Below are 19,132 nucleotides of genomic sequence, written 5' to 3' on the forward strand. Positions count from 1 at the left end.
TCTTTTATTACTTTGTACTAATTTTAATAGGTATATTTGCTCAATATATATGTCTCCATTATCCAAACATTATAATAACCACAAAAAATTATGCCAACGAATCCGGTCGTGACCGACATTAAACAAGTAACCATTCGTTTTTCAGGTGATTCCGGTGACGGAATGCAACTCTCAGGTACCTTGTTTTCCACGTTATCGGCGATTTTCGGAAATGAAATTGCCACATTTCCTGATTTTCCCGCTGAAATCCGCGCGCCGCAAGGTTCATTGCAGGGCGTTTCAGGATTCCAGGTGAGGATCGGTGCCAAAGATGTGTATAATTCCGGGGACAAGACAGACGTGCTGGTCGCCATGAATCCGGCTGCATTAAAAGTCAATGCCCAGTACCTGAAAAAAGGATCAATCGTACTATTCGATACCGATTCCTTCCAGAAAAGAGACCTCGACAAAGCCCTTTTCCAGACATTGGATCCCTTTGCCGAACTTAACCTGGACTGGGTACAACCCATTGGGGTGAATATCACCTCGCTTACAAAGGATTCACTGGCTGATTCAGAATTGGAAAACAAAGAGATACTCCGTAGCAAGAATATGTTCGCATTGGGAATTGTCTGCTGGCTGTTCAACCGTCCGTTGGAAATTGCGGACCATCTGCTAGAACAGAAATTTTCCAAAAAGCCGAAACTGGTACAAGCCAATATTAAGGCACTCACAGACGGGTACAACTACGGGAACAACACCGAATTGAGTGCCTCCACCTACCGCATCGATCCCATTGAATCCTCCAAAGGGTTTTATGCCGATATCAACGGGAATACCGCCACGGCGTATGGATTAATCGCGGCGGCCGAAAAAGCGGGAGTTCAACTCTTCCTCGGATCCTATCCTATCACCCCAGCGACAGATATCTTACACGAACTTTCAAAAAGAAAGGATTTCGGGGTGAAAGCCCTGCAGATGGAAGATGAAATTGCCGGTATCACATCATCGATCGGTGCAAGTTTCGCAGGTTGCCTGGCCGCCACTTCCACATCAGGACCGGGACTGTCACTCAAAAGCGAAGCACTGGGATTGGCGGTGATGACCGAATTGCCTCTGGTAGTGATCGACGTGCAACGCAGCGGCCCCTCCACGGGAATGCCTACCAAAAGCGAACAGAGTGACCTGAACCAAGCGCTTTACGGCAGGAACGGGGAAAGTCCCCTCGTAGTGATGGCGGCAGCATCTCCCACCGATTGTTTCGAAAGTGCTTTCGAGGCTTCTAAAATAGCTTTGGAGCACATGACGCCCGTGATTTTATTGACAGACGGTTACATCGCAAACGGGTCATCGGCATGGAAAATTCCCGATATGAACGAATATCCCGATATTAAACCTCCGTATGTACAAGACAACTACAAAGGGAATGCGGGAGAATGGAGACCCTACTTCCGTAACGAAGAGACGCTTGTCAGGTATTGGGGTCCGGCAGGCACACCAGGGTACACACACCGTATCGGTGGATTGGAAAAAGACCGGCTTACCGGCATCATCTCTTCAAATCCCGATAACCACCAGTTGATGGTGGATGTCCGTAGAGCCAAGGTTGAGAAGATAGCGGATTATATCCCTGAGCAGAAAGTAACAGGCGACAAACATGCCAACACCTTGATCATAGGATGGGGCGGAACATACGGCCATTTGCTGGAAGCTTCATTGCGCCTCAATGAAAAGGGTAAAAAAGTGGCCTACGCCCATTTCAGACATATCTCCCCCCTGCCCCGCAATACCTACGAGCTACTGAAAAGCTATAAAAAAGTGATTGTAGCGGAACAAAACAACGGACATTTTGCCGCCTACCTGAGCGGTAAATTTCAGGATCTGGATAATATCCATAAATACAACAGGGTAGAAGGACAACCATTCAAAGTAAGCACGTTGATTGAAGAGTTTTCAAAAATCATGGAGGAAAAGTAATATGGAAGCGACAGAAATAAAACCACAAGAACTGAGATATCAGAAGCATCAGCCAAAAGACTATAAAAGTGAAAATGCCATCCGCTGGTGTCCGGGTTGCGGTGATTATGCCATCTTGACCAGCCTTCAAAAGGCAATGGCGGAACTCAATATCGAACCGCATCAGATAGCTGTGATATCCGGAATCGGCTGTTCGTCACGCCTGCCCTACTATATGAACACTTATGGCTTTCACAGCATTCATGGCCGTGCGGCAGCCATCGCCACAGGCGTAAAGGTGGCCAATCCCGAGTTAAGCGTATGGGTAGCAACCGGTGACGGTGACTCACTGGCTATCGGGGGAAACCATTTCATTCATGCCATCCGCCGGAATGTGGATATCAATATACTACTCTTCAACAACAAAATATATGGACTCACTAAAGGACAATACTCTCCTACTTCCGACAGGGGATTTATCTCCAAATCATCACCCTACGGAACCGTAGAGGATCCTTTCCGTCCGGCAGAGCTGGCTTTCGGGGCACGAAGCACCTTCTTTGCGCGTGCCATCGACGTAGATATCAAAAATCAAACCGATGTAATAGTGGAAGCCGCCAAACACAAAGGTACTTCGGTGGTGGAAGTGCTACAAAATTGCGTTATCTTCAATGATGGTATCCATAACAAGATCAGTGACCGTAACTGGAAAGCAGACAATACCATCATTCTGAAACACGGTGAGAAGATGATCTTTGGAAAAGAGGAAAACAGAGGTATTGTTCTGGATGGTTGGACACTCAAAGCGGTGACCATTGGTGAAGATGGATATACTTTGGAGGACGTATTGGTACACGATACCACCACCAGGGACAATACGATGCATATGAAGCTGGCGTTGATGGATAATTCCAACGGGCTCCCCGTGGCATTGGGAGTGATCCGTAGCGTGAAAGAACCGACTTACGACAAAGAGTACACAAAACAAATTGAAGAGATACAAACAAGAACACCGAAAAGATCATTCACCGAATTCCTGCTGAATTCACCCAATATATGGGAAGTGAAATAACCGAATCAACCACGTCTCCGTTTCATTTCCTTCCGGATCATTTTCAGTTCACGGTTTGTTTGTCCCCTGACCGATGAATTTTCTTCGGCACGGCGAAACAAATAAGGCATCATAGTTTTTACCGCGCCATACGGCACATACTTTGCCACATTATATCCACTTTCTGCGAGATTATATGTGATATGATCGCTCATACCGTACAATTGCGAGAAATAAATTCCCCGATGATTTCTGGGCAATGCATATTCGTCGATCAATCGGGCCAGTAACAAAGAACTTTCTTCATTGTGCGTGGCTACCATAAAATTGATGCTGTCCAGATTATCCATAAAATAATGGATAATCTCATCGAAGTCTCTGTCTGTCGCGGGTTTATCAGGGTGGATAGGTGAGGGATACCCCCGCTCTGCAGCACGATTGCGTTCTTTCTCCATATAAGCGCCCCGTACAATCTTCAATCCGAATTTAAATCCGCCTTCCAATGCTATTCGATGATGTTGTTTGATTCGCTCCATACTATCATGACGATACATCTGGTAGGTATTTTGCACAATCGCCTTCTCCTTGTTATAACGGGCCATCAGCCTCATCACCATAGCATCCAATACCGGCTGTATCCATGTCTCTTCCGCATCGATGAGCACCGGCACATCCAACTCAAATCCCCGCCTGAAGATAGCCTCCACCCGCTCTTCTACCCGCCGGTATTCGGCTTGCTCTTCATCAGTCAGGGACTGATTTTTACTTACCCTGGCCAGCAGGTCGAAGCGACCCACTCCCGTGATCTTAAATACGCTGAATGGCACATTTTCATGGTTGGCAGCAAACTCAACCGTACGTATCACCTCCCGGCAGGTTATGTCAAAGGCCTCATCCGTTTCCTCTCCTTCCTGTGCATAATCGAGAATAGAATTGATCCTGCACCGGGCAAGACGGTCAATAGTCTTACTACAATCATCAATAGACACACCTCCCACAAAATGTTTATAAATAGTATTGCGTATAATACCCTCCACGGGAAAATGAACGGCAAATGCCAAATTAACAAGATGTTTGCCCATATTCACCAACGTACGACTATTCATTACCTTGAAGAGTTGGTAAGATTGTTTTAAACTGGCGTTGGATTGATCACGAAAAGCGATTTCCGTGTTTTCAAAATACACCGGTACTGATTCCTTTGATTGCATGCGTTTTCTGTAAGAGTGTTATATAAAAGTATTGTAAAGGTCCACAAAAATAACAAAAATATTTATTCTTTTTTATCATAGAAAAAACTTATTGCTCTTCACATGAGTTTTTTCGGCCATAATTTCCCTAAACATCAACTGCTTAATACTTTTTTTGACGAAAATTTCCCTCGAAACCGGTCTTATCAATTTTTTTTTGGTAAATTTGTCTCATTCGAAAATAAACCTCATAAAACAGAAAAACTTATGTATAAAGGAGTCTTTCAATTACCCGAAGTGAAAAATGAACCCGTAAAGAGTTATGCGCCGGGAACACCCGAAAGGACGGCGTTAAAACAAAAACTGGCAGAACTAAATCAAGGCGGTCTCGACCTGCCCATGATTATCGGAGGAAAAGAGGTGCGCACAGGCAACCTGAAGGATATCCGACCGCCGCATAATCACAAACACCTTTTGGGCCATTATCATCAAGGCGACAAAACGCAGGTACAGATGGCCATTGATGCGGCTTTAAAAGCCAAACCGGCATGGGAAGCGATGCAGTGGGAAAGCCGCGCTGCCATCTTCCTGAAGGCTGCCGAACTGATTGCCGGTCCCTATCGCTACGAATTCAATGCGATTACCATGATCGGACAATCGAAAAATGCCTATCAGTCCGAAATAGATGCGGTATGCGAATTAATAGATTTTTATCGCTACAACGTAAAGAATATGGATACAATCTATCGGATGCAGCCTAATTCCTCCCCCGGTATATGGAACCGGATGGTATGGCGCCCACTCGAAGGATTTGTCTTTGCACTCACACCTTTCAATTTTACCTCCATTGCAGGAAATCTTCCCGGCGCCCCAGCGCTGATGGGAAATACGGTGGTATGGAAACCTTCAAAGACAGCTATCTATTCTGCACATCTTATCATGAAGGTATTACAGGAAGCCGGATTACCCGACGGAGTAATCAATCTGGTGTATGCCGATGGGAAAACCGCTGCCGATGTAATCTTTAACCACCGTGAATTTGCAGGCTTGCACTTTACAGGATCTACCGGAGTATTCAATAGTATGTGGCAGACTATTGCCGGCAATATGTCGAAATACAAATCCTACCCCCGTATTGTGGGAGAAACGGGGGGAAAAGATTATGTCTTTGCCGATGCCACGGCCAACCCAAGAGAAGTGGCCACAGCTCTTACCCGGGGAGCATTTGAATACCAGGGACAGAAATGTTCAGCGGCTTCGCGCGCCTATATCCCCACCCCTCTATGGGAAGAAGTAAAGACGTTGGTAAGCAATGATCTCTCTAAAATCAAAGTGGGTGTGCCCGAAGATTTTTCCAATTTCGTAAATGCAGTGATCGATGAAGACTCATTTGATAAGCTGTCAAAGGCAATTGACGAAGCCAAAGCATCTCCAGATGCGGAAATCGTTTGTGGCGGCACCTATGACAAATCGGAAGGTTATTTCATCCATCCCACCATTATTCTAGCCAAAAAGCCCGATTATATCACGATGAAGGAGGAACTCTTCGGTCCAATCCTTACCGTATACCTGTATGATCCGGCAGATCTCGAGAAGACCTTGGAGATCCTCGACACCACTACCGATTACGCGCTTACAGGAGCCATCTTCTCTGCCGACAGGGCCAACATAGAAAAAATGACCGCCCGGCTGACACACACCGCAGGGAATTTTTATATCAACGACAAGCCCACCGGAGCAGTAGTCGACCAGCAGCCATTCGGTGGCGGACGGGGATCGGGCACCAATGATAAAGCCGGTTCGGTGTTCAACCTGCTACGCTGGGTTTCCCCGCAATGCATCAAGGAAACATTCATTCCGGCCACAGACTATATCTATCCCAACTTCATGGAAGAGTAATTATCTAAATCTATCCCGTCCGGATCGTCTGGTTATCTATAACGGGATAGATTTAAATTTTGACCTACTGTAAAATTCAGAATGATATCAAATATAGCTGACAAGGTTATTGCTTTCAATAGGGGATTACGTTATTCCGGTGAGTTGCCGGAGGGATTCCGGGTATTGAATCCCTTTCTGGAGAATCCGGAGACAATGCAGGTGATGGAGGCATTTTACCGCAAATACTATAACGACAGTAACCCACGCAAATTTATCATCGGCATCAACCCCAGTCGGCATGGAGCAGGTGTGACGGGCGTCCCTTTTACCGATACCAAACGACTGGAAAGCGCCTGCGGAATCACCATGCATTCTGCACGCACCCATGAGGTTTCTTCGTGGTTCGTATATGACATGATCGCGGCTTACGGCGGCACGGATCAATTTTACAGCCGGTTCTATATCAATTCCCCCTTTCCACTGGCCATCATTCGTGCTACAAAAAACGGCAATTGGCTTAATGCCAATTACTATGACGACAAAAAACTGTTCGGGATGGTGGAAGATTTTATGATCGAATCACTCAAAAATCATATCGATATAGGACTCGATACTTCAGAAGTGTATATCCTTGGGAAAAAAAATGCCGATTTTATCCACAAACTGAACAAAAAGGAGAAGCTTTTCGATAAGATGACAGTATTGGAACATCCGCGGTATATCCAGCAATACAAATCGAAAGAGAAAGAACTCTATATCGACAAATACCTGTTGGCATTCAAACAATAATCTAATCATAAAAGAGTATGCTATCATGGTTGACTTGAAAAAATTCATATTATGGATGAGAAATATCCCATTCTCCCTTTATGCTCTCACTGCAAAACGCCAAAATTTATAAACTCGATGCAAATCCGGTCACAGTAGAGAAATGGTACCAACTTGAAAACATGAAAACCTATTGCGACTTTTTCAAACTGTTCCAATATAATTTCGATGCAGATAATGAGGAGTGAAATATACTGTTAAATAACTATTTCGTAAAAACATTCTATCTTTGTATATTGTTTACTTCATTCGGGACATATACCCGTCGCGGGTTATCACGGGGAAACATCGGATGAAGAGATTATTCATGTAGATATGCACGAAAAAAAGATTAATATTGCCATCGACGGTTTTTCCTCGTGTGGTAAAAGCACAATGGCCAAAGACCTGGCCAAGGAGTTGGGTTACACTTATATCGACAGCGGCGCCATGTACCGGGCAGTGGCTTTATATGCCATTCGGAAAGGGTGGATAACTGAGAGCACAATGAATGAGAAGGCACTCCGGAAACATATCTCGGAAATAAAGATAACCTTCAATTCCAATGTGAACGATGGTCAGGACACTTACCTAAACGGCGAAAATGTAGAGAATGAGATCCGTTCCTTGAAAGTAGCCAACGGTGCCAGCCGGGTAAGCACACTCGGTTTTGTGCGGTCAGCACTGGTCCGTCAGCAACAGGAGATGGGAAAAGAGAAAGGTATTGTGATGGATGGACGGGATATTGGTACAGTCGTTTTTCCGGAGGCAGAATTAAAATTTTTCATCACCGCACCACCTGAAATACGGGCGAAACGCCGTTACGACGAGATGAAAGCCAAAGGGATTACCCCACCGGCATATGAAGATATATTAGCGAATGTGGAGGAACGCGACCTGCGTGACACCACGCGGGCCGAAAGCCCGCTACGTAAAGCCAATGACGCTCTTGAACTCGATAATACTCATGTAGATATCGAAGGACAATTGCAATGGGCATTGGATATGTTTCACAGAATCACAGCAAAAAATGAGTAAAATTGAAATAGATAGGCAATCCGGTTGCTGCTTCGGGGTAGCAAAAGCTATCTCAAGGGCAGAAGAGGAACTGCAGAAAGGAGGCACGCTTTATTGTCTGGGTGATATTGTGCACAACAATATAGAGGTAGAGCGTCTGGAAAAGATGGGGATGATTACTATCAACCACGAACAATTCAAAAAACTGAAAAACGTGAGAGTTTTACTTCGTGCACATGGCGAACCTCCCAGCACTTATGAGATAGCTCAACAGAACAATATAGAACTGATCGACGCCTCCTGCCCCGTAGTGTTGGGTTTGCAGAAGCGGATCAAGAAAAAATACACACATGCTGAAAACGATGATGCCCAAGTCGTCATTTTCGGCAAGAAAGGACATGCCGAAGTAAATGGCTTGTTGGGACAGACTGATGAGTCGGCCATTGTTATAGAGAGTAAAGAGGAAATAGATAAATTAGATTTTACAAAAGATATCAGCCTTTTTTCACAAACCACAAAATCGCTTGAAGGATTCCGCGAGGTAGGAGAGTTGATCAAATCCCGGATGCAGAATGGCGCAAAATTTGAATTTTATGATACTATCTGTCGACAAGTATCGAACAGAGTTCCCAATATACAGGAGTTTGCAGAAAATCATGACCTTATTTTCTTTATTGCGGGGGAGAAAAGTTCTAACGGTAAAGTATTGTTTGCTGAATGCAAAAAGAAAAATCCCAATTCATACCTTATCCACCATCCAAATGAAATAGATCCAAGCCTTATAAAAGAAGACATCAGGATAGGTATCTGCGGTGCCACTTCCACGCCAATGTGGCAAATGGAAGCGGTCGCCACAAATATCGCCAGGCTACAACCCCGGATGCAAATCGAAAAAGCTGCTTTTTAAGCAGCTTTTTTTGTATGCATCATAAAAAAAATTTATCTTTGCATCTTATTGTTTTGGGCTTATTCCCAAAGAAATCCAAATGAATAATCAACAATATATCAAAGGTAAAGATTTCAATTATGGACTCTAACATAAAAAGTGTAGGTGTCCTCACCTCCGGGGGAGATGCGCCCGGTATGAACGCAGCTATCCGTGCGGTAACACGTGCCGGTATATTCAACGGTATGAAGGTATACGGTATTTACCGTGGGTACAGGGGGCTGATCTCTGACGAGATCGTGGAATTCAAAACCAATAGCGTAAGCAATATTATCCAGCAGGGAGGGACCATGCTGAAGACAGCGCGTTCCGCAGACTTTATGACAGAAGAGGGACGACGGCTTGCGTATGAGAACATGCAAAAGCATGGTATAGAAGCATTGGTGGTAATCGGCGGTGACGGGTCCCTCACGGGAGCTTCTATTTTTGCCAGCGAGTACAACATCCCCGTGGTAGGACTTCCCGGCACAATAGACAATGACCTGAACGGTACTGATACAACAATCGGGTATGACACCGCGCTGAACACCATCATGCAATCTATGGATAAAATACGTGATACGGCCACTTCTCATGAGCGCCTTTTCTTCATAGAAGTAATGGGGCGCAACTGTGGTTACCTGGCGCTTAACAGTGCGATTGCATCAGGAGCAGAAGCCGCGATCATCCCGGAAATAAGTATCGAAAAAGATCAATTGGGAGAACTTATAGAACAAGGGTTTCGCAAATCAAAAAGTAGCAGCATGGTGCTTGTCACCGAAAGTGAAGTGACCGGAGGTGCCATGAAGTTGGCAGAAAGGGTAAAAACCGAATATCCACAGTACGATGTACGCGTATCTATTCTCGGACACTTGCAGCGTGGGGGATCACCATCGGCACAGGACCGTATCCTTGCCAGCCGTATGGGAGTAGCAGCCATACAGGCATTGATGGAGTATCAACGGAATGTGATGATTGGTATACGGGAAAACGAAATTGTATATGTCCCGTTTAAACGGGCAATAAAGAAAGACAGGGAAATTAGCCGGGAACTTCTGGAGGTATTACGCATCTCGTCTATCTGATAATTATTTCCTTACTTATCATTTCCATAAAATAAATATACGTTTTCTATTCTTTTTTATAATTGAAAGACGTACTTTTGTAGCTAAATACTGAAATATCATAAGAATATAATAATATGAAGATTACACACATCGAGCACATCGGGATTGCTGTAAAGAGCATCGAAGAGCAACTCCCTTATTATGAGGGGGTTTTAGGGCTAAAATGCTATAACATCGAGACAGTAGAAGACCAAAAAGTTAAAACTGCCTTTTTCAAGGTGGGACAAACCAAAATTGAATTGCTGGAACCCACCAGTGAAGAGAGCACTATTGCCAAATTCATTGAAAAAAGAGGTGAAGGTATCCATCACATGGCTTTTGCCACAGAAAATGTCAATGACGCCTTGAAAGAAATGGAAGGAAAAGGCGTACGGCTGATCGACCATGAAGCACGCCCGGGAGCCGAAGGATTGAATATCGCTTTTCTGCATCCCAAATCTACAGGTGGTGTCCTGACCGAATTGTGCGAGCATCCCGAATAATCCGGAAGATTTCCTCCCCGGTACCAGATTGTTAGAAAATATTTACATCGTTTTAAATTAACATTTTTATATGAGCAACCAACTCGAGAAAGTAAAAGAGCTTATCCAACTGCGTGAAAAAGCTCGTTTAGGGGGTGGCGAAAAGAGAATCGAATCGCAACACCTCAAAGGAAAATACACGGCACGTGAAAGGCTCGCCATGCTTCTGGATGAAGGAAGTTTTGAAGAATTCGACATGTTTGTGGAACACCGTTGCCACAACTTCGGAATGGAAAAAAACACATTCCTGGGAGATGGTGTGGTAACAGGTTACGGAACAATCTACGGACGTCTTGTGTATGTTTTTGCACAGGATTTTACCGTTTCCGGCGGTTCCCTGTCCGAAATGCAAGCACAAAAGATCTGCAAAGTGATGGATCAGGCAATGAAAATGGGTGCTCCTGTGATTGGTATCAACGACTCGGGTGGTGCCCGTATCCAGGAAGGTATCAACGCATTGGGAGGATATGCCGAAATATTCCAACGTAATATCCTCGCGTCAGGTGTAATTCCCCAAATATCGGGTATTTTTGGTCCCTGCGCCGGCGGTGCAGTGTATTCTCCTGCCCTGACCGACTTTATCATCATGACCCAGGGAACTTCTTATATGTTCCTCACCGGCCCCAAAGTAGTGAAAACAGTCACGGGAGAGGATGTTACCCAGGAACAACTGGGAGGAGCTTCAGTGCATTCTACCAAATCAGGTGTTTCCCAGTTTCAGGTACAAACTGAAGAGGATGGATTGAAACTGATCCGTCACCTGCTCAGTTTTATTCCACAGAACAATCTGGAAGAAGCGCCCCTGCAACCCAATGATGATCCCATTGACAGGCTGGATGACGCACTTAACGAAATTATCCCCGACAGTCCCAACAAACCATACGATATGTATGAAGTGATCGGCGCGATCATCGACAAGGGCGAATTTCTGGAAGTCCATGCCGATTATGCAAAAAATATCATCGTAGGTTTTGCCCGTTTCAACGGACAATCGGTAGGTATTGTGGCAAACCAGCCTAAATTCCTGGCCGGCGTACTCGACATCAACGCTTCGCGCAAAGCGGCCCGTTTTGTCCGGTTCTGCGATGCTTTCAATATCCCCATCGTGTCTCTGGTAGATGTACCGGGCTTCCTTCCCGGAACAGGGCAGGAATATGGTGGAGTAATCACCCACGGGGCCAAATTGTTGTATGCTTATGGTGAGGCGACCGTACCGAAAGTAACGGTTACATTGCGTAAATCTTACGGCGGTGCACATATTGTGATGAGTTGTAAACAACTCCGGGGCGATATCAACTATGCTTGGCCTACTGCAGAAATCGCGGTGATGGGTGCTGATGGGGCTGTAGAAGTACTTTACAGTAAGGAGATCGCGGCTGAAAAAGATCCTGAAAAAGTGGTTGCAGTGAAGGAAGAAAAGAAGAACGAATATAACGACCTCTTCACTAACCCATATGTGGCAGCGCGCTACGGATATATTGATGATGTGATTGAGCCGCGGAACACCCGTTTCCGTGTTATTCGTGCATTACAGCAACTGCAAACCAAAAAATTGCAGAACCCGGCCAAAAAGCATGATAATCTACCTCTTTAAATGCAGTTGAATATGAGAAACCTAAAAATAGTATTATTTCTTTTCACCGCGGTACTATTAGCCTCCGGATGCAGTTCCAAACAGAAGAATCCGGCCTGGGTAATCAACGAAGTCATGGTTCTTAATGAAGGCAGCTATATGGATGATTTCGGCCAACGGAACGGATGGATTGAAATATACAACAATACGGCAAAAACGCAGGATCTGGGGGGAAGATACCTCACCAACGACCGCAATAATCCGAAAAAGTACCCAATCCCCCGTGGAGATGTCTTGACGAAGATCCCCCCCCATCAACATGCCTTGTTCTGGGCCGATGACGAACCTTTCAACGGAACATTCCATGTGAACTTCAAGCTCGATCCTACGAAAGAGAACTATATCGCATTATATGAAAATGACGGGAAAACACTGCTCGACGAGATCGTGATCCCGGCCGGCATGTTGGCTGACCAGACCTACGGCTATCCGCAGGATGGCATTAAACTTGATGAGGAAGGGAAAAATCTCGCCACTCACCTTGAGCGGGTAACCCCCAGCAGTAATAACGCCATTCTGGAAGAAAATCCCAAAGTGGTCGGCCTTCAGGAAACCGACTCATGGGGAGGGATGCTTACCATCACCTCCATGTTGGTGGTATTTTCCGCACTGATTGCACTCTACTTCTTTTTCAAAATATCCGGAAATGTAGCCAACCGGATGTCAGAGAGGAAGGTAGCCAAAAGCGGCACCCTCTCCGCAGCGAGAAGCCATTCACATTTATCAGGAGAAGTACTGGCCGCGATCTCTGCCGCTATTCACGAGATGAAAGAGGATCAGCATGATATAGAATCTACCATTCTCACTATCCAACATGTGAAGAGAAACTATTCTCCGTGGAATTCCAAACTGCAGACATTAAGGAAATTACCAAAGTAGGAGATAGAATAAAAAACAAAGAGTAAAGAATAAAGACATAATAATCAATATGAAAGAGTTCAATTATAAAATCAACGGTGCCCCTTTCAGGGTTGTAATTAACAAGTCGGACAATGAACTTGTAGAACTTGAAGTGAACGGTACACCCTACACGGTTGAAATAGCGCCTAAAGCATCAAAGCCCAAAGCTGTCGTACAACGGCAGCCTACTTCCGCGCAAGGTCCCACACCACAAGGTGCATCCACTCCTCTCGTAACAAAACCATCCGCTCCTGCCGGTAAAAACACCATTCAATCCCCGCTTCCCGGAGTCATCCTGGATATCCGTTGCAAAGTGGGAGATACAGTAAAGAAAGGACAAACCCTTATGATCCTTGAGGCAATGAAGATGGAAAACAATATCCTTGCCAACGGGAATGGAAAAATAACGGAAATTCTTATACAGAAAGGAGACTCGGTACTCGAAGGAGCCGATCTTGTAGTCATTGAATAAAACCCGGGATGAAGTATGAACACATTATTATCATTAACAGACAATCTACGGACATTCTGGGGCTATACCGGGTTTGCCAATGCGGAGATAGGCCATATAGTGATGATCCTCATCGGGTTAATTTTCATTTACCTTGCCATCACAAAAGAGTATGAACCCCTCCTGTTGATCCCCATCGGATTTGGTATCCTAATCGGGAACATTCCGTTCAACGAGGCTGCCAACCTGCAGGTAGGTATTTATGAAGAAGGATCGGTCTTAAATATTCTGTACCAGGGTGTGGTGAAGGGATGGTATCCCCCGTTGATCTTCCTCGGTATCGGGGCTATGACGGATTTCTCGGCTCTGATAGCCAACCCTAAGTTAATCCTGATTGGAGCGGCTGCCCAGTTCGGTATTTTCGGAGCTTATATAATAGCGCTGCAAATGGGATTCGCGCCCAATGAAGCAGGAGCCATCGGTATCATTGGCGGGGCAGATGGTCCTACCGCCATCTTTACCACCTCGAAACTCGCCCCTCACCTGTTGGGTGCGGTAGCTATTTCAGCTTACTCTTATATGGCGTTGGTGCCCGTTATCCAGCCTCCCTTTATGCGGATGTTGACAACAAAGAAAGAACGGGTCATCAAGATGAAAACACCCCGTGTGGTTTCACAAACCGAAAAAGTGCTGTTTCCCATTATGGGGTTATTGTTGACTGCATTCCTGGTACCCTCCGGCCTTCCCTTGTTGGGGATGCTGTTTTTCGGTAACCTGTTGAAAGAATCGGGTGTAACCCGTCGTTTGGCTGAAACGGCACGTGGTCCGCTAATCGACATCGTTACTATCCTGTTGGGACTCACCGTAGGTGCTTCTACACAGGCAACGACTTTCTTGCGGATTGAGTCGCTGAAAGTATTTGCTATCGGTGCATTATCTTTCGTCATTGCTACTTGTGCAGGAATCCTCTTCGTGAAGTTATTCAATCTGATATTGCCGAAAGAGAAGAAGATCAATCCGCTGATTGGGAATTCCGGCGTTTCAGCCGTGCCCGATTCAGCCCGTATCTCCCAGATAATCGGATTGGAATACGAACCCAGCAATTACCTGTTGATGCACGCCATGGGTCCCAATGTGGCCGGTGTGATCGGTTCAGCGGTAGCTGCCGGTATCCTGTTGGGATTCTTATATTAACCATATTGAGTTATTCAAAAACAGAGGCGGGACAGTAGTCTCGCCTCTTTCGATATAGCAAATTCAAGTACAGAGTATATAAAAGATTGATATTTCATGGGATTAGAACAACTGTTACCGGCAATAGCCGGCATGACATGGCAGCATTTGGTGATGATTGGCATAGGCCTCATCCTGATTTATCTGGCCATCGCGAAAAATTATGAACCTACACTTTTGTTGCCGATGGGATTTGGTGCTATCTTAGTGAATATCCCCTTATCATCCGCACTCACACAAATCGATCCCGCCACGGGAGAAGCCGTGGAAGGCGTACTGAATATTTTCTTCGATGCCGGTATTGCCACCGAGATTTTCCCCTTGCTCATATTTATCGCAATCGGGGCAATGATCGATTTTGCTCCCTTATTCCGGAATCCCTCATTACTCCTATTCGGTGCGGCTGCACAATTCGGTATTTTCATAACAATGATATTCGCCACACTGCTGGGATATGATATCCGTGAAGCCGCATCCATCGGTATTATAGGCGCCGCCGACGGACCTACCTCTATCGTGGTGGCCTCACGTTTCGCACCCAACCTGCTGGGTCCCATCTCCGTGGCAGCTTATTCTTATATGGCACTCGTGCCCATTATCCAGCCACCGGTGATACGGTTACTGACTTCCCGTAAGGAACGGCTAATCAGGATGTCATCGGCAAGCCACAACAATAAGAAGATATCCAAAAAAGCACTTATCGCATTCCCTATTGTAATTACTGTGGCAGCAGGTATTATCGCTCCTTCTTCTCTGTCGCTGATCGGCTTCCTGATGTTTGGCAACCTGATCCGTGAATGCGGCGTATTGAATAAATTGTCTCAGTCGGCACAGAACGAACTCTCGAGCCTGGTTACCATATTGCTTGGAATCACTATCGCCAGTACAATGACAGCCGACAGGTTTATCCGCACAGACACCCTGATCATTATTGCCCTGGGACTCTTTGCCTTTATCTTCGACACTTTTGGTGGCGTGATCTTTGCGAAATTCCTGAACCTGTTCCGAAAAGAAGGCAACAAAATCAATCCGATGATTGGTGCTTGCGGCATTTCAGCATTCCCGATGTCGGCTCGCGTGATCCACCAGATGGGGCAAAAAGAAGATCCCTATAACTATCTGCTTATGCCGGCCATCAGTGCCAATGTAGGGGGACAGATAGGCTCGGTAGTGGCAGGAGGCATTATATTGACACTGGTTCCTTTACTTGCTTAAAAAACAAAGACTATGACATCAACCATACAAACAACGCTGTTCATCGCTACCATAGGGATAGTAGGAATTTTTATTTTTATGTCCTTTTTCTACCTGATTATCCTTGCGCTCGACAAATACCTTCCCTATCAGGAAGAAAAACCTACGGAGGAATTTATGGAGGAGATATCCGAAAGTGAAGAGTAAAGGAAAGCACCGGCAAACGTTGCATCTACTTCTGTTGTTTTCTGACATCCGCACCCCACATCAGCTTATCCCGGAGCGTTTCGTAAAAAGTATGACCGATCCGCTTCACAACGCGCAGGGTATAGTCATCCTTTCTCACATGGATACTTACCGACTCGTCTAGTACACGAGACTCACCATCCACTGAGACAAGGAACATATGGCTGCGGCTCTCTACTTTCAATGAGATGATACTACTATCGTCCACTACCAGTGATCTCGATGTAAGATTGTGGGGGGCAATAGCCGAAAGAATAATGCTGGGCGTAGTGGGTGATAAGATGGAACCGCCAATACTTAATGAATAGGCGGTAGAGCCGGTGGGAGTCGATATCACCAATCCATCTGCCTGGTAAGAGGTCAGATAATCGTTATTGATATAGGCATGGATTGAAAGCATAGAGGCTGTATCCTGTTTCAGGACAGCCACTTCATTGAGGGCATGCACATTAAATTGTTCCGGAGGAAATGCTTCATCGGTGGATAATTTCAATAATGTACGTTCTTCTACTTTATATGAGCCTTCCATCACCTCCTGCAGCGTCTCTTCCATATCGGCATAATTAATCGCTGCCAAAAAACCCAACCGCCCCGTATTAATACCCAGAATAGGGATACCTGAATCGCCTACTGTGCCGGCTGTTCTCAGGAAAGTACCGTCGCCACCCACACTCACAGCCATATCTACCGGCGTCAAGTTTTCCTCGAGCGTACAAAGAGAAGCGATTCTCTGTCGAATCGGAGCCGGAAGGCTATAAAAAAAATTCTCCGGCAAACATAATTCACCTCCATTCCGTCTGACAGCTTCACATACTCCGCATATCTGCTCTTCAGCTTTAGCGGTCCTGTCGGGGAACATACTCCCGAATAAAGCAAACCTCATCTTTTTTCTTAATCATTTAATCGTTAAACCGTTGAATCGTTGGATTGAATCACCAAATCAGTAAATCATCCACTACATATCCAGATAATACATCAATTCGTCCAACCGCTCTTTCTGGGTATCAGTCACTTCCCCTTCTTTCATAAAATAGTAAACAACATTATAATTAAACCGCTCAAAACTTCTCAACAAGACAGTTACATCATCAGTATCAAACTTCAAAGATACCCAAAGGGTCTCTCCTCCGGATATGGGAAAGGTATTGAGAGACATTACATGCACATTATTACCTTCAACAATCCTTGCTATTTCAGTGAGCGTATAGTCTTTGAACGGAACTTCCAGGATAATAAGGGAATTTTCCGTCTTGGAAAGTTCGGCAAACTGGTCAGGAGTAAGCGATGAACTGAATTTTTCCAGTTGATCTTTGATAAATTCTTTGGTCGACATTGCGCAAAACGGTTATTTCGTATTACTTTTGTATCTGATTTACAAAGATGGCAAAATTTTGCCTAATTGAAAGTTCCTCCGGGTTTTATTTTATTTCTTTATCTAAATCCGATATGGAACTGTTCTTTGAATGGAAAAATTGTTTATAAAAATTTATGACCAAGCTTAGCGTAAATGTAAACAAAGTAGCAACTTTGAGGAATGCACGGGGAGGAAATATTCCTGATTTAGTGCAGGTAGTTACTGACTGTCAACTTTTCGGCGCAGAGGGCATTACGGTACATCCACGTCCCGACCAGCGCCACATCCGTTATACCGATGTTTTCGACTTGCAGGTAAAAGTATATACGGAGTTCAATATCGAGGGAAATCCTACGCCCGAATTTATTTCTCTGATCAGGAAAATCAAGCCCACCCAAGTGACGCTTGTACCCGATGCGCACGATGCCATCACCTCCAATACGGGATGGGATACCGTGACTCATAAAGATTTCCTGACCGATATTGTGAATGAATTCCAGGCAATGGGAGTCCGTACCTCTATTTTCATTAATGCTGATCCGGAAATGGTCAGGATGGCATCTCAAATTGGTACGGACAGGGTGGAGCTCTATACCGGTCCCTATGCAGAAGGCTATCGTGCTGACAGAGAAAAGGCTATTGCTCCTTTTATTGAAGCAGCCACTATGGCCAAAAATCTGGGATTGGGCGTCAATGCGGGTCACGACCTGAATCTGGAAAACCTACATTATCTTTATATGAGTATCCCCTGGTTGAAGGAAGTGTCTATCGGACATTCTCTTATAAGCGATGCCCTTTACATGGGATTGAAAGAAACAATAAAAGCGTATAAAAATTGTTTAAAAGAGACATGCGAGGAAGTTTAGCTCTTCAAATTAACTATCTTTATCCGCAAAACAATATTGAACAGTACAAACATGAATTTATTGCAAATACCGGTGCCTGTGGATACTGCCCAGGCAATTTATGACACTATGCAAGCAGCGACAGCCGAAACCGAAGCCGTCACAATGAATGCTTTCGATTTAGCGTTGAAAGGCGGCTGGTTGATGATTGTTTTGCTTATTCTTTTACTGATGTCTATTTATGTTCTTATAGAAAGAACACTGGTCATCAATAAAGCAAGCAAAGAGGATGACACATTCATGAATCGTATCAAAGATTACATCCATGAGGGGAAGATTGACGCAGCGGTCGCTCTCTGCCGAAATACCGATACACCTTCTGCCCGTATGGTGGAGAAAGGAATCTCCCGACTGGGCAGGCCAACCTCCGATGTAATGTCAGCTATTGAGAACCAGGGAAATATTGAAATATCAAAACTGGAAAAAGGATTACCCGTACTGGCGACCTCTTCATCGGGAGCCCCCATGGTAGGCTTTCTGGGTACCGTAACAGGAATGGTTAATGCTTTCATGAGTATGGCTAACGCAGGAGCCAATGTAAGTATTACTACACTATCCGCAGGTATCTACGAAGCATTGGTGACCACCGTTGCCGGTCTTATCGTGGGTATCATCGCCCTCTTTGCCTATAACTACCTCACTACCCGTATCAAGGGAATTGTGAACAGGTTAGAGATGAGTGTGATGGAGTTCATGGATATCCTCAATGAACCGGCCGATTAAACGATGTGATGATGTGTTGATTATCATCAAATCAATAAA

The 19,132-nt window shown here is 45.1% G+C and carries 20 protein-coding genes; 17 read left to right on the forward strand and 3 right to left on the reverse strand.

What is annotated here, in order from left to right:
* The first annotated feature begins 90 nt into the window (after positions 1-90).
* Complete coding sequence (locus tag B4G81_RS11345; RefSeq protein WP_294082589.1) at positions 91-1,956, forward strand: 2-oxoacid:acceptor oxidoreductase subunit alpha; 1,866 nt, start codon at positions 91-93, stop codon at positions 1,954-1,956.
* A 1-nt stretch (position 1,957) separates the two neighbouring features.
* Positions 1,958-3,007, forward strand: a complete 1,050-nt coding sequence (locus B4G81_RS11350; protein ID WP_294082593.1) for a 2-oxoacid:ferredoxin oxidoreductase subunit beta — start codon at positions 1,958-1,960, stop codon at positions 3,005-3,007.
* A 5-nt stretch (positions 3,008-3,012) separates the two neighbouring features.
* On the opposite strand, the gene B4G81_RS11355 is transcribed toward B4G81_RS11350, so the two are convergent.
* Positions 3,013-4,197, reverse strand: a complete 1,185-nt coding sequence (locus tag B4G81_RS11355) for a proline dehydrogenase family protein (RefSeq protein ID WP_294082595.1) — start codon at positions 4,195-4,197, stop codon at positions 3,013-3,015.
* 246 nt (positions 4,198-4,443) lie between these two features.
* Between B4G81_RS11355 and pruA the strand changes: the two genes are divergently transcribed.
* The 13 genes from pruA to B4G81_RS11420 all read left to right on the forward strand — a co-directional run bounded on the left by pruA (position 4,444) and on the right by B4G81_RS11420 (position 16,072).
* A complete protein-coding gene (gene pruA, locus B4G81_RS11360; RefSeq protein ID WP_294082597.1) occupies positions 4,444-6,075 on the forward strand; it encodes an L-glutamate gamma-semialdehyde dehydrogenase in 1,632 nt (543 codons plus the stop codon).
* Between the two features lie 81 nt (positions 6,076-6,156).
* The gene (locus B4G81_RS11365) at positions 6,157-6,846 is read left to right on the forward strand and encodes an SMUG2 DNA glycosylase family protein (protein ID WP_294082599.1); all 690 of its coding nucleotides are present in this window, start codon (positions 6,157-6,159) and stop codon (positions 6,844-6,846) included.
* A gap of 80 nt (positions 6,847-6,926) precedes the next feature.
* Entirely contained in the window at positions 6,927-7,073 is a 147-nt protein-coding gene (locus B4G81_RS11370; protein WP_294082601.1) for a hypothetical protein, read from the forward strand.
* A 127-nt stretch (positions 7,074-7,200) separates the two neighbouring features.
* The gene (gene cmk / locus B4G81_RS11375) at positions 7,201-7,902 is read left to right on the forward strand and encodes a (d)CMP kinase (RefSeq protein WP_294082603.1); all 702 of its coding nucleotides are present in this window, start codon (positions 7,201-7,203) and stop codon (positions 7,900-7,902) included.
* Positions 7,895-8,788: a 4-hydroxy-3-methylbut-2-enyl diphosphate reductase gene (locus tag B4G81_RS11380; RefSeq protein WP_294082605.1), complete on the forward strand. Its 894-nt coding sequence runs from the start codon at positions 7,895-7,897 to the stop codon at positions 8,786-8,788. Before cmk ends, B4G81_RS11380 begins: the two co-directional genes overlap by 8 nt.
* A 119-nt stretch (positions 8,789-8,907) precedes the next feature.
* The gene (gene pfkA / locus B4G81_RS11385) at positions 8,908-9,891 is read left to right on the forward strand and encodes a 6-phosphofructokinase (RefSeq protein ID WP_294082607.1); all 984 of its coding nucleotides are present in this window, start codon (positions 8,908-8,910) and stop codon (positions 9,889-9,891) included.
* A 116-nt stretch (positions 9,892-10,007) separates the two neighbouring features.
* Positions 10,008-10,415, forward strand: coding sequence for a methylmalonyl-CoA epimerase (gene mce, locus B4G81_RS11390; RefSeq protein WP_294082610.1), 408 nt, complete (start codon positions 10,008-10,010; stop codon positions 10,413-10,415).
* A 70-nt stretch (positions 10,416-10,485) separates the two neighbouring features.
* Positions 10,486-12,048, forward strand: coding sequence for an acyl-CoA carboxylase subunit beta (locus tag B4G81_RS11395; protein WP_294082611.1), 1,563 nt, complete (start codon positions 10,486-10,488; stop codon positions 12,046-12,048).
* 12 nt (positions 12,049-12,060) lie between these two features.
* The gene (locus tag B4G81_RS11400; RefSeq protein WP_294082612.1) at positions 12,061-12,966 is read left to right on the forward strand and encodes an OadG family transporter subunit; all 906 of its coding nucleotides are present in this window, start codon (positions 12,061-12,063) and stop codon (positions 12,964-12,966) included.
* 49 nt (positions 12,967-13,015) lie between these two features.
* Positions 13,016-13,459 (forward strand): acetyl-CoA carboxylase biotin carboxyl carrier protein, encoded by a 444-nt coding sequence (locus B4G81_RS11405; RefSeq protein ID WP_294082613.1) that lies wholly within the window; start codon positions 13,016-13,018, stop codon positions 13,457-13,459.
* A 15-nt stretch (positions 13,460-13,474) separates the two neighbouring features.
* Positions 13,475-14,632, forward strand: a complete 1,158-nt coding sequence (locus tag B4G81_RS11410) for a sodium ion-translocating decarboxylase subunit beta (protein ID WP_294082614.1) — start codon at positions 13,475-13,477, stop codon at positions 14,630-14,632.
* Between the two features lie 96 nt (positions 14,633-14,728).
* On the forward strand, positions 14,729-15,886 hold the full coding sequence (locus B4G81_RS11415) for a sodium ion-translocating decarboxylase subunit beta (RefSeq protein ID WP_294082615.1): 1,158 nt from the start codon (positions 14,729-14,731) through the stop codon (positions 15,884-15,886).
* Positions 15,887-15,898: 12 nt separating this feature from the next.
* The gene (locus B4G81_RS11420) at positions 15,899-16,072 is read left to right on the forward strand and encodes a hypothetical protein (protein ID WP_294082616.1); all 174 of its coding nucleotides are present in this window, start codon (positions 15,899-15,901) and stop codon (positions 16,070-16,072) included.
* 25 nt (positions 16,073-16,097) lie between these two features.
* On the opposite strand, the gene B4G81_RS11425 is transcribed toward B4G81_RS11420, so the two are convergent.
* Positions 16,098-16,994, reverse strand: coding sequence for an NAD kinase (locus B4G81_RS11425; protein WP_294082617.1), 897 nt, complete (start codon positions 16,992-16,994; stop codon positions 16,098-16,100).
* A 72-nt stretch (positions 16,995-17,066) separates the two neighbouring features.
* Positions 17,067-17,444: a hypothetical protein gene (locus B4G81_RS11430; protein ID WP_294082618.1), complete on the reverse strand. Its 378-nt coding sequence runs from the start codon at positions 17,442-17,444 to the stop codon at positions 17,067-17,069.
* A 155-nt stretch (positions 17,445-17,599) separates the two neighbouring features.
* Here B4G81_RS11430 and B4G81_RS11435 point away from each other — a divergent pair, with 155 nt between their 5' ends.
* The gene (locus B4G81_RS11435) at positions 17,600-18,331 is read left to right on the forward strand and encodes a pyridoxine 5'-phosphate synthase (protein WP_294082619.1); all 732 of its coding nucleotides are present in this window, start codon (positions 17,600-17,602) and stop codon (positions 18,329-18,331) included.
* A gap of 51 nt (positions 18,332-18,382) precedes the next feature.
* Positions 18,383-19,093 carry a MotA/TolQ/ExbB proton channel family protein gene (locus tag B4G81_RS11440; protein ID WP_414703195.1) on the forward strand — a complete coding sequence of 237 codons (711 nt, stop codon included), beginning with the start codon at positions 18,383-18,385 and terminating at the stop codon, positions 19,091-19,093.
* The last annotated feature ends 39 nt before the right edge of the window (positions 19,094-19,132 follow it).

The sequence above is a fragment of the Proteiniphilum sp. UBA5384 genome (assembly GCF_002410825.1).
In the GTDB taxonomy this organism is placed as follows: domain Bacteria; phylum Bacteroidota; class Bacteroidia; order Bacteroidales; family Dysgonomonadaceae; genus Proteiniphilum.

Coding starts and splice junctions, on each gene's coding strand:
- B4G81_RS11420 (WP_294082616.1), top strand. CDS start 15,899: ATGACATCAACCATACAAACAACGCTGTTCATCGCTACCATAGGGATA.
- B4G81_RS11400 (WP_294082612.1), top strand. CDS start 12,061: ATGAGAAACCTAAAAATAGTATTATTTCTTTTCACCGCGGTACTATTA.
- B4G81_RS11430 (WP_294082618.1), bottom strand. CDS start 17,444: ATGTCGACCAAAGAATTTATCAAAGATCAACTGGAAAAATTCAGTTCA.
- pfkA (WP_294082607.1), top strand. CDS start 8,908: ATGGACTCTAACATAAAAAGTGTAGGTGTCCTCACCTCCGGGGGAGAT.
- cmk (WP_294082603.1), top strand. CDS start 7,201: ATGCACGAAAAAAAGATTAATATTGCCATCGACGGTTTTTCCTCGTGT.
- pruA (WP_294082597.1), top strand. CDS start 4,444: ATGTATAAAGGAGTCTTTCAATTACCCGAAGTGAAAAATGAACCCGTA.
- B4G81_RS11415 (WP_294082615.1), top strand. CDS start 14,729: ATGGGATTAGAACAACTGTTACCGGCAATAGCCGGCATGACATGGCAG.
- B4G81_RS11370 (WP_294082601.1), top strand. CDS start 6,927: ATGCTCTCACTGCAAAACGCCAAAATTTATAAACTCGATGCAAATCCG.
- B4G81_RS11440 (WP_414703195.1), top strand. CDS start 18,383: ATGAATTTATTGCAAATACCGGTGCCTGTGGATACTGCCCAGGCAATT.
- B4G81_RS11345 (WP_294082589.1), top strand. CDS start 91: ATGCCAACGAATCCGGTCGTGACCGACATTAAACAAGTAACCATTCGT.
- B4G81_RS11355 (WP_294082595.1), bottom strand. CDS start 4,197: ATGCAATCAAAGGAATCAGTACCGGTGTATTTTGAAAACACGGAAATC.
- B4G81_RS11405 (WP_294082613.1), top strand. CDS start 13,016: ATGAAAGAGTTCAATTATAAAATCAACGGTGCCCCTTTCAGGGTTGTA.
- B4G81_RS11365 (WP_294082599.1), top strand. CDS start 6,157: ATGATATCAAATATAGCTGACAAGGTTATTGCTTTCAATAGGGGATTA.
- B4G81_RS11410 (WP_294082614.1), top strand. CDS start 13,475: ATGAACACATTATTATCATTAACAGACAATCTACGGACATTCTGGGGC.
- B4G81_RS11350 (WP_294082593.1), top strand. CDS start 1,958: ATGGAAGCGACAGAAATAAAACCACAAGAACTGAGATATCAGAAGCAT.
- B4G81_RS11395 (WP_294082611.1), top strand. CDS start 10,486: ATGAGCAACCAACTCGAGAAAGTAAAAGAGCTTATCCAACTGCGTGAA.
- B4G81_RS11435 (WP_294082619.1), top strand. CDS start 17,600: ATGACCAAGCTTAGCGTAAATGTAAACAAAGTAGCAACTTTGAGGAAT.
- B4G81_RS11380 (WP_294082605.1), top strand. CDS start 7,895: ATGAGTAAAATTGAAATAGATAGGCAATCCGGTTGCTGCTTCGGGGTA.
- B4G81_RS11425 (WP_294082617.1), bottom strand. CDS start 16,994: ATGAGGTTTGCTTTATTCGGGAGTATGTTCCCCGACAGGACCGCTAAA.
- mce (WP_294082610.1), top strand. CDS start 10,008: ATGAAGATTACACACATCGAGCACATCGGGATTGCTGTAAAGAGCATC.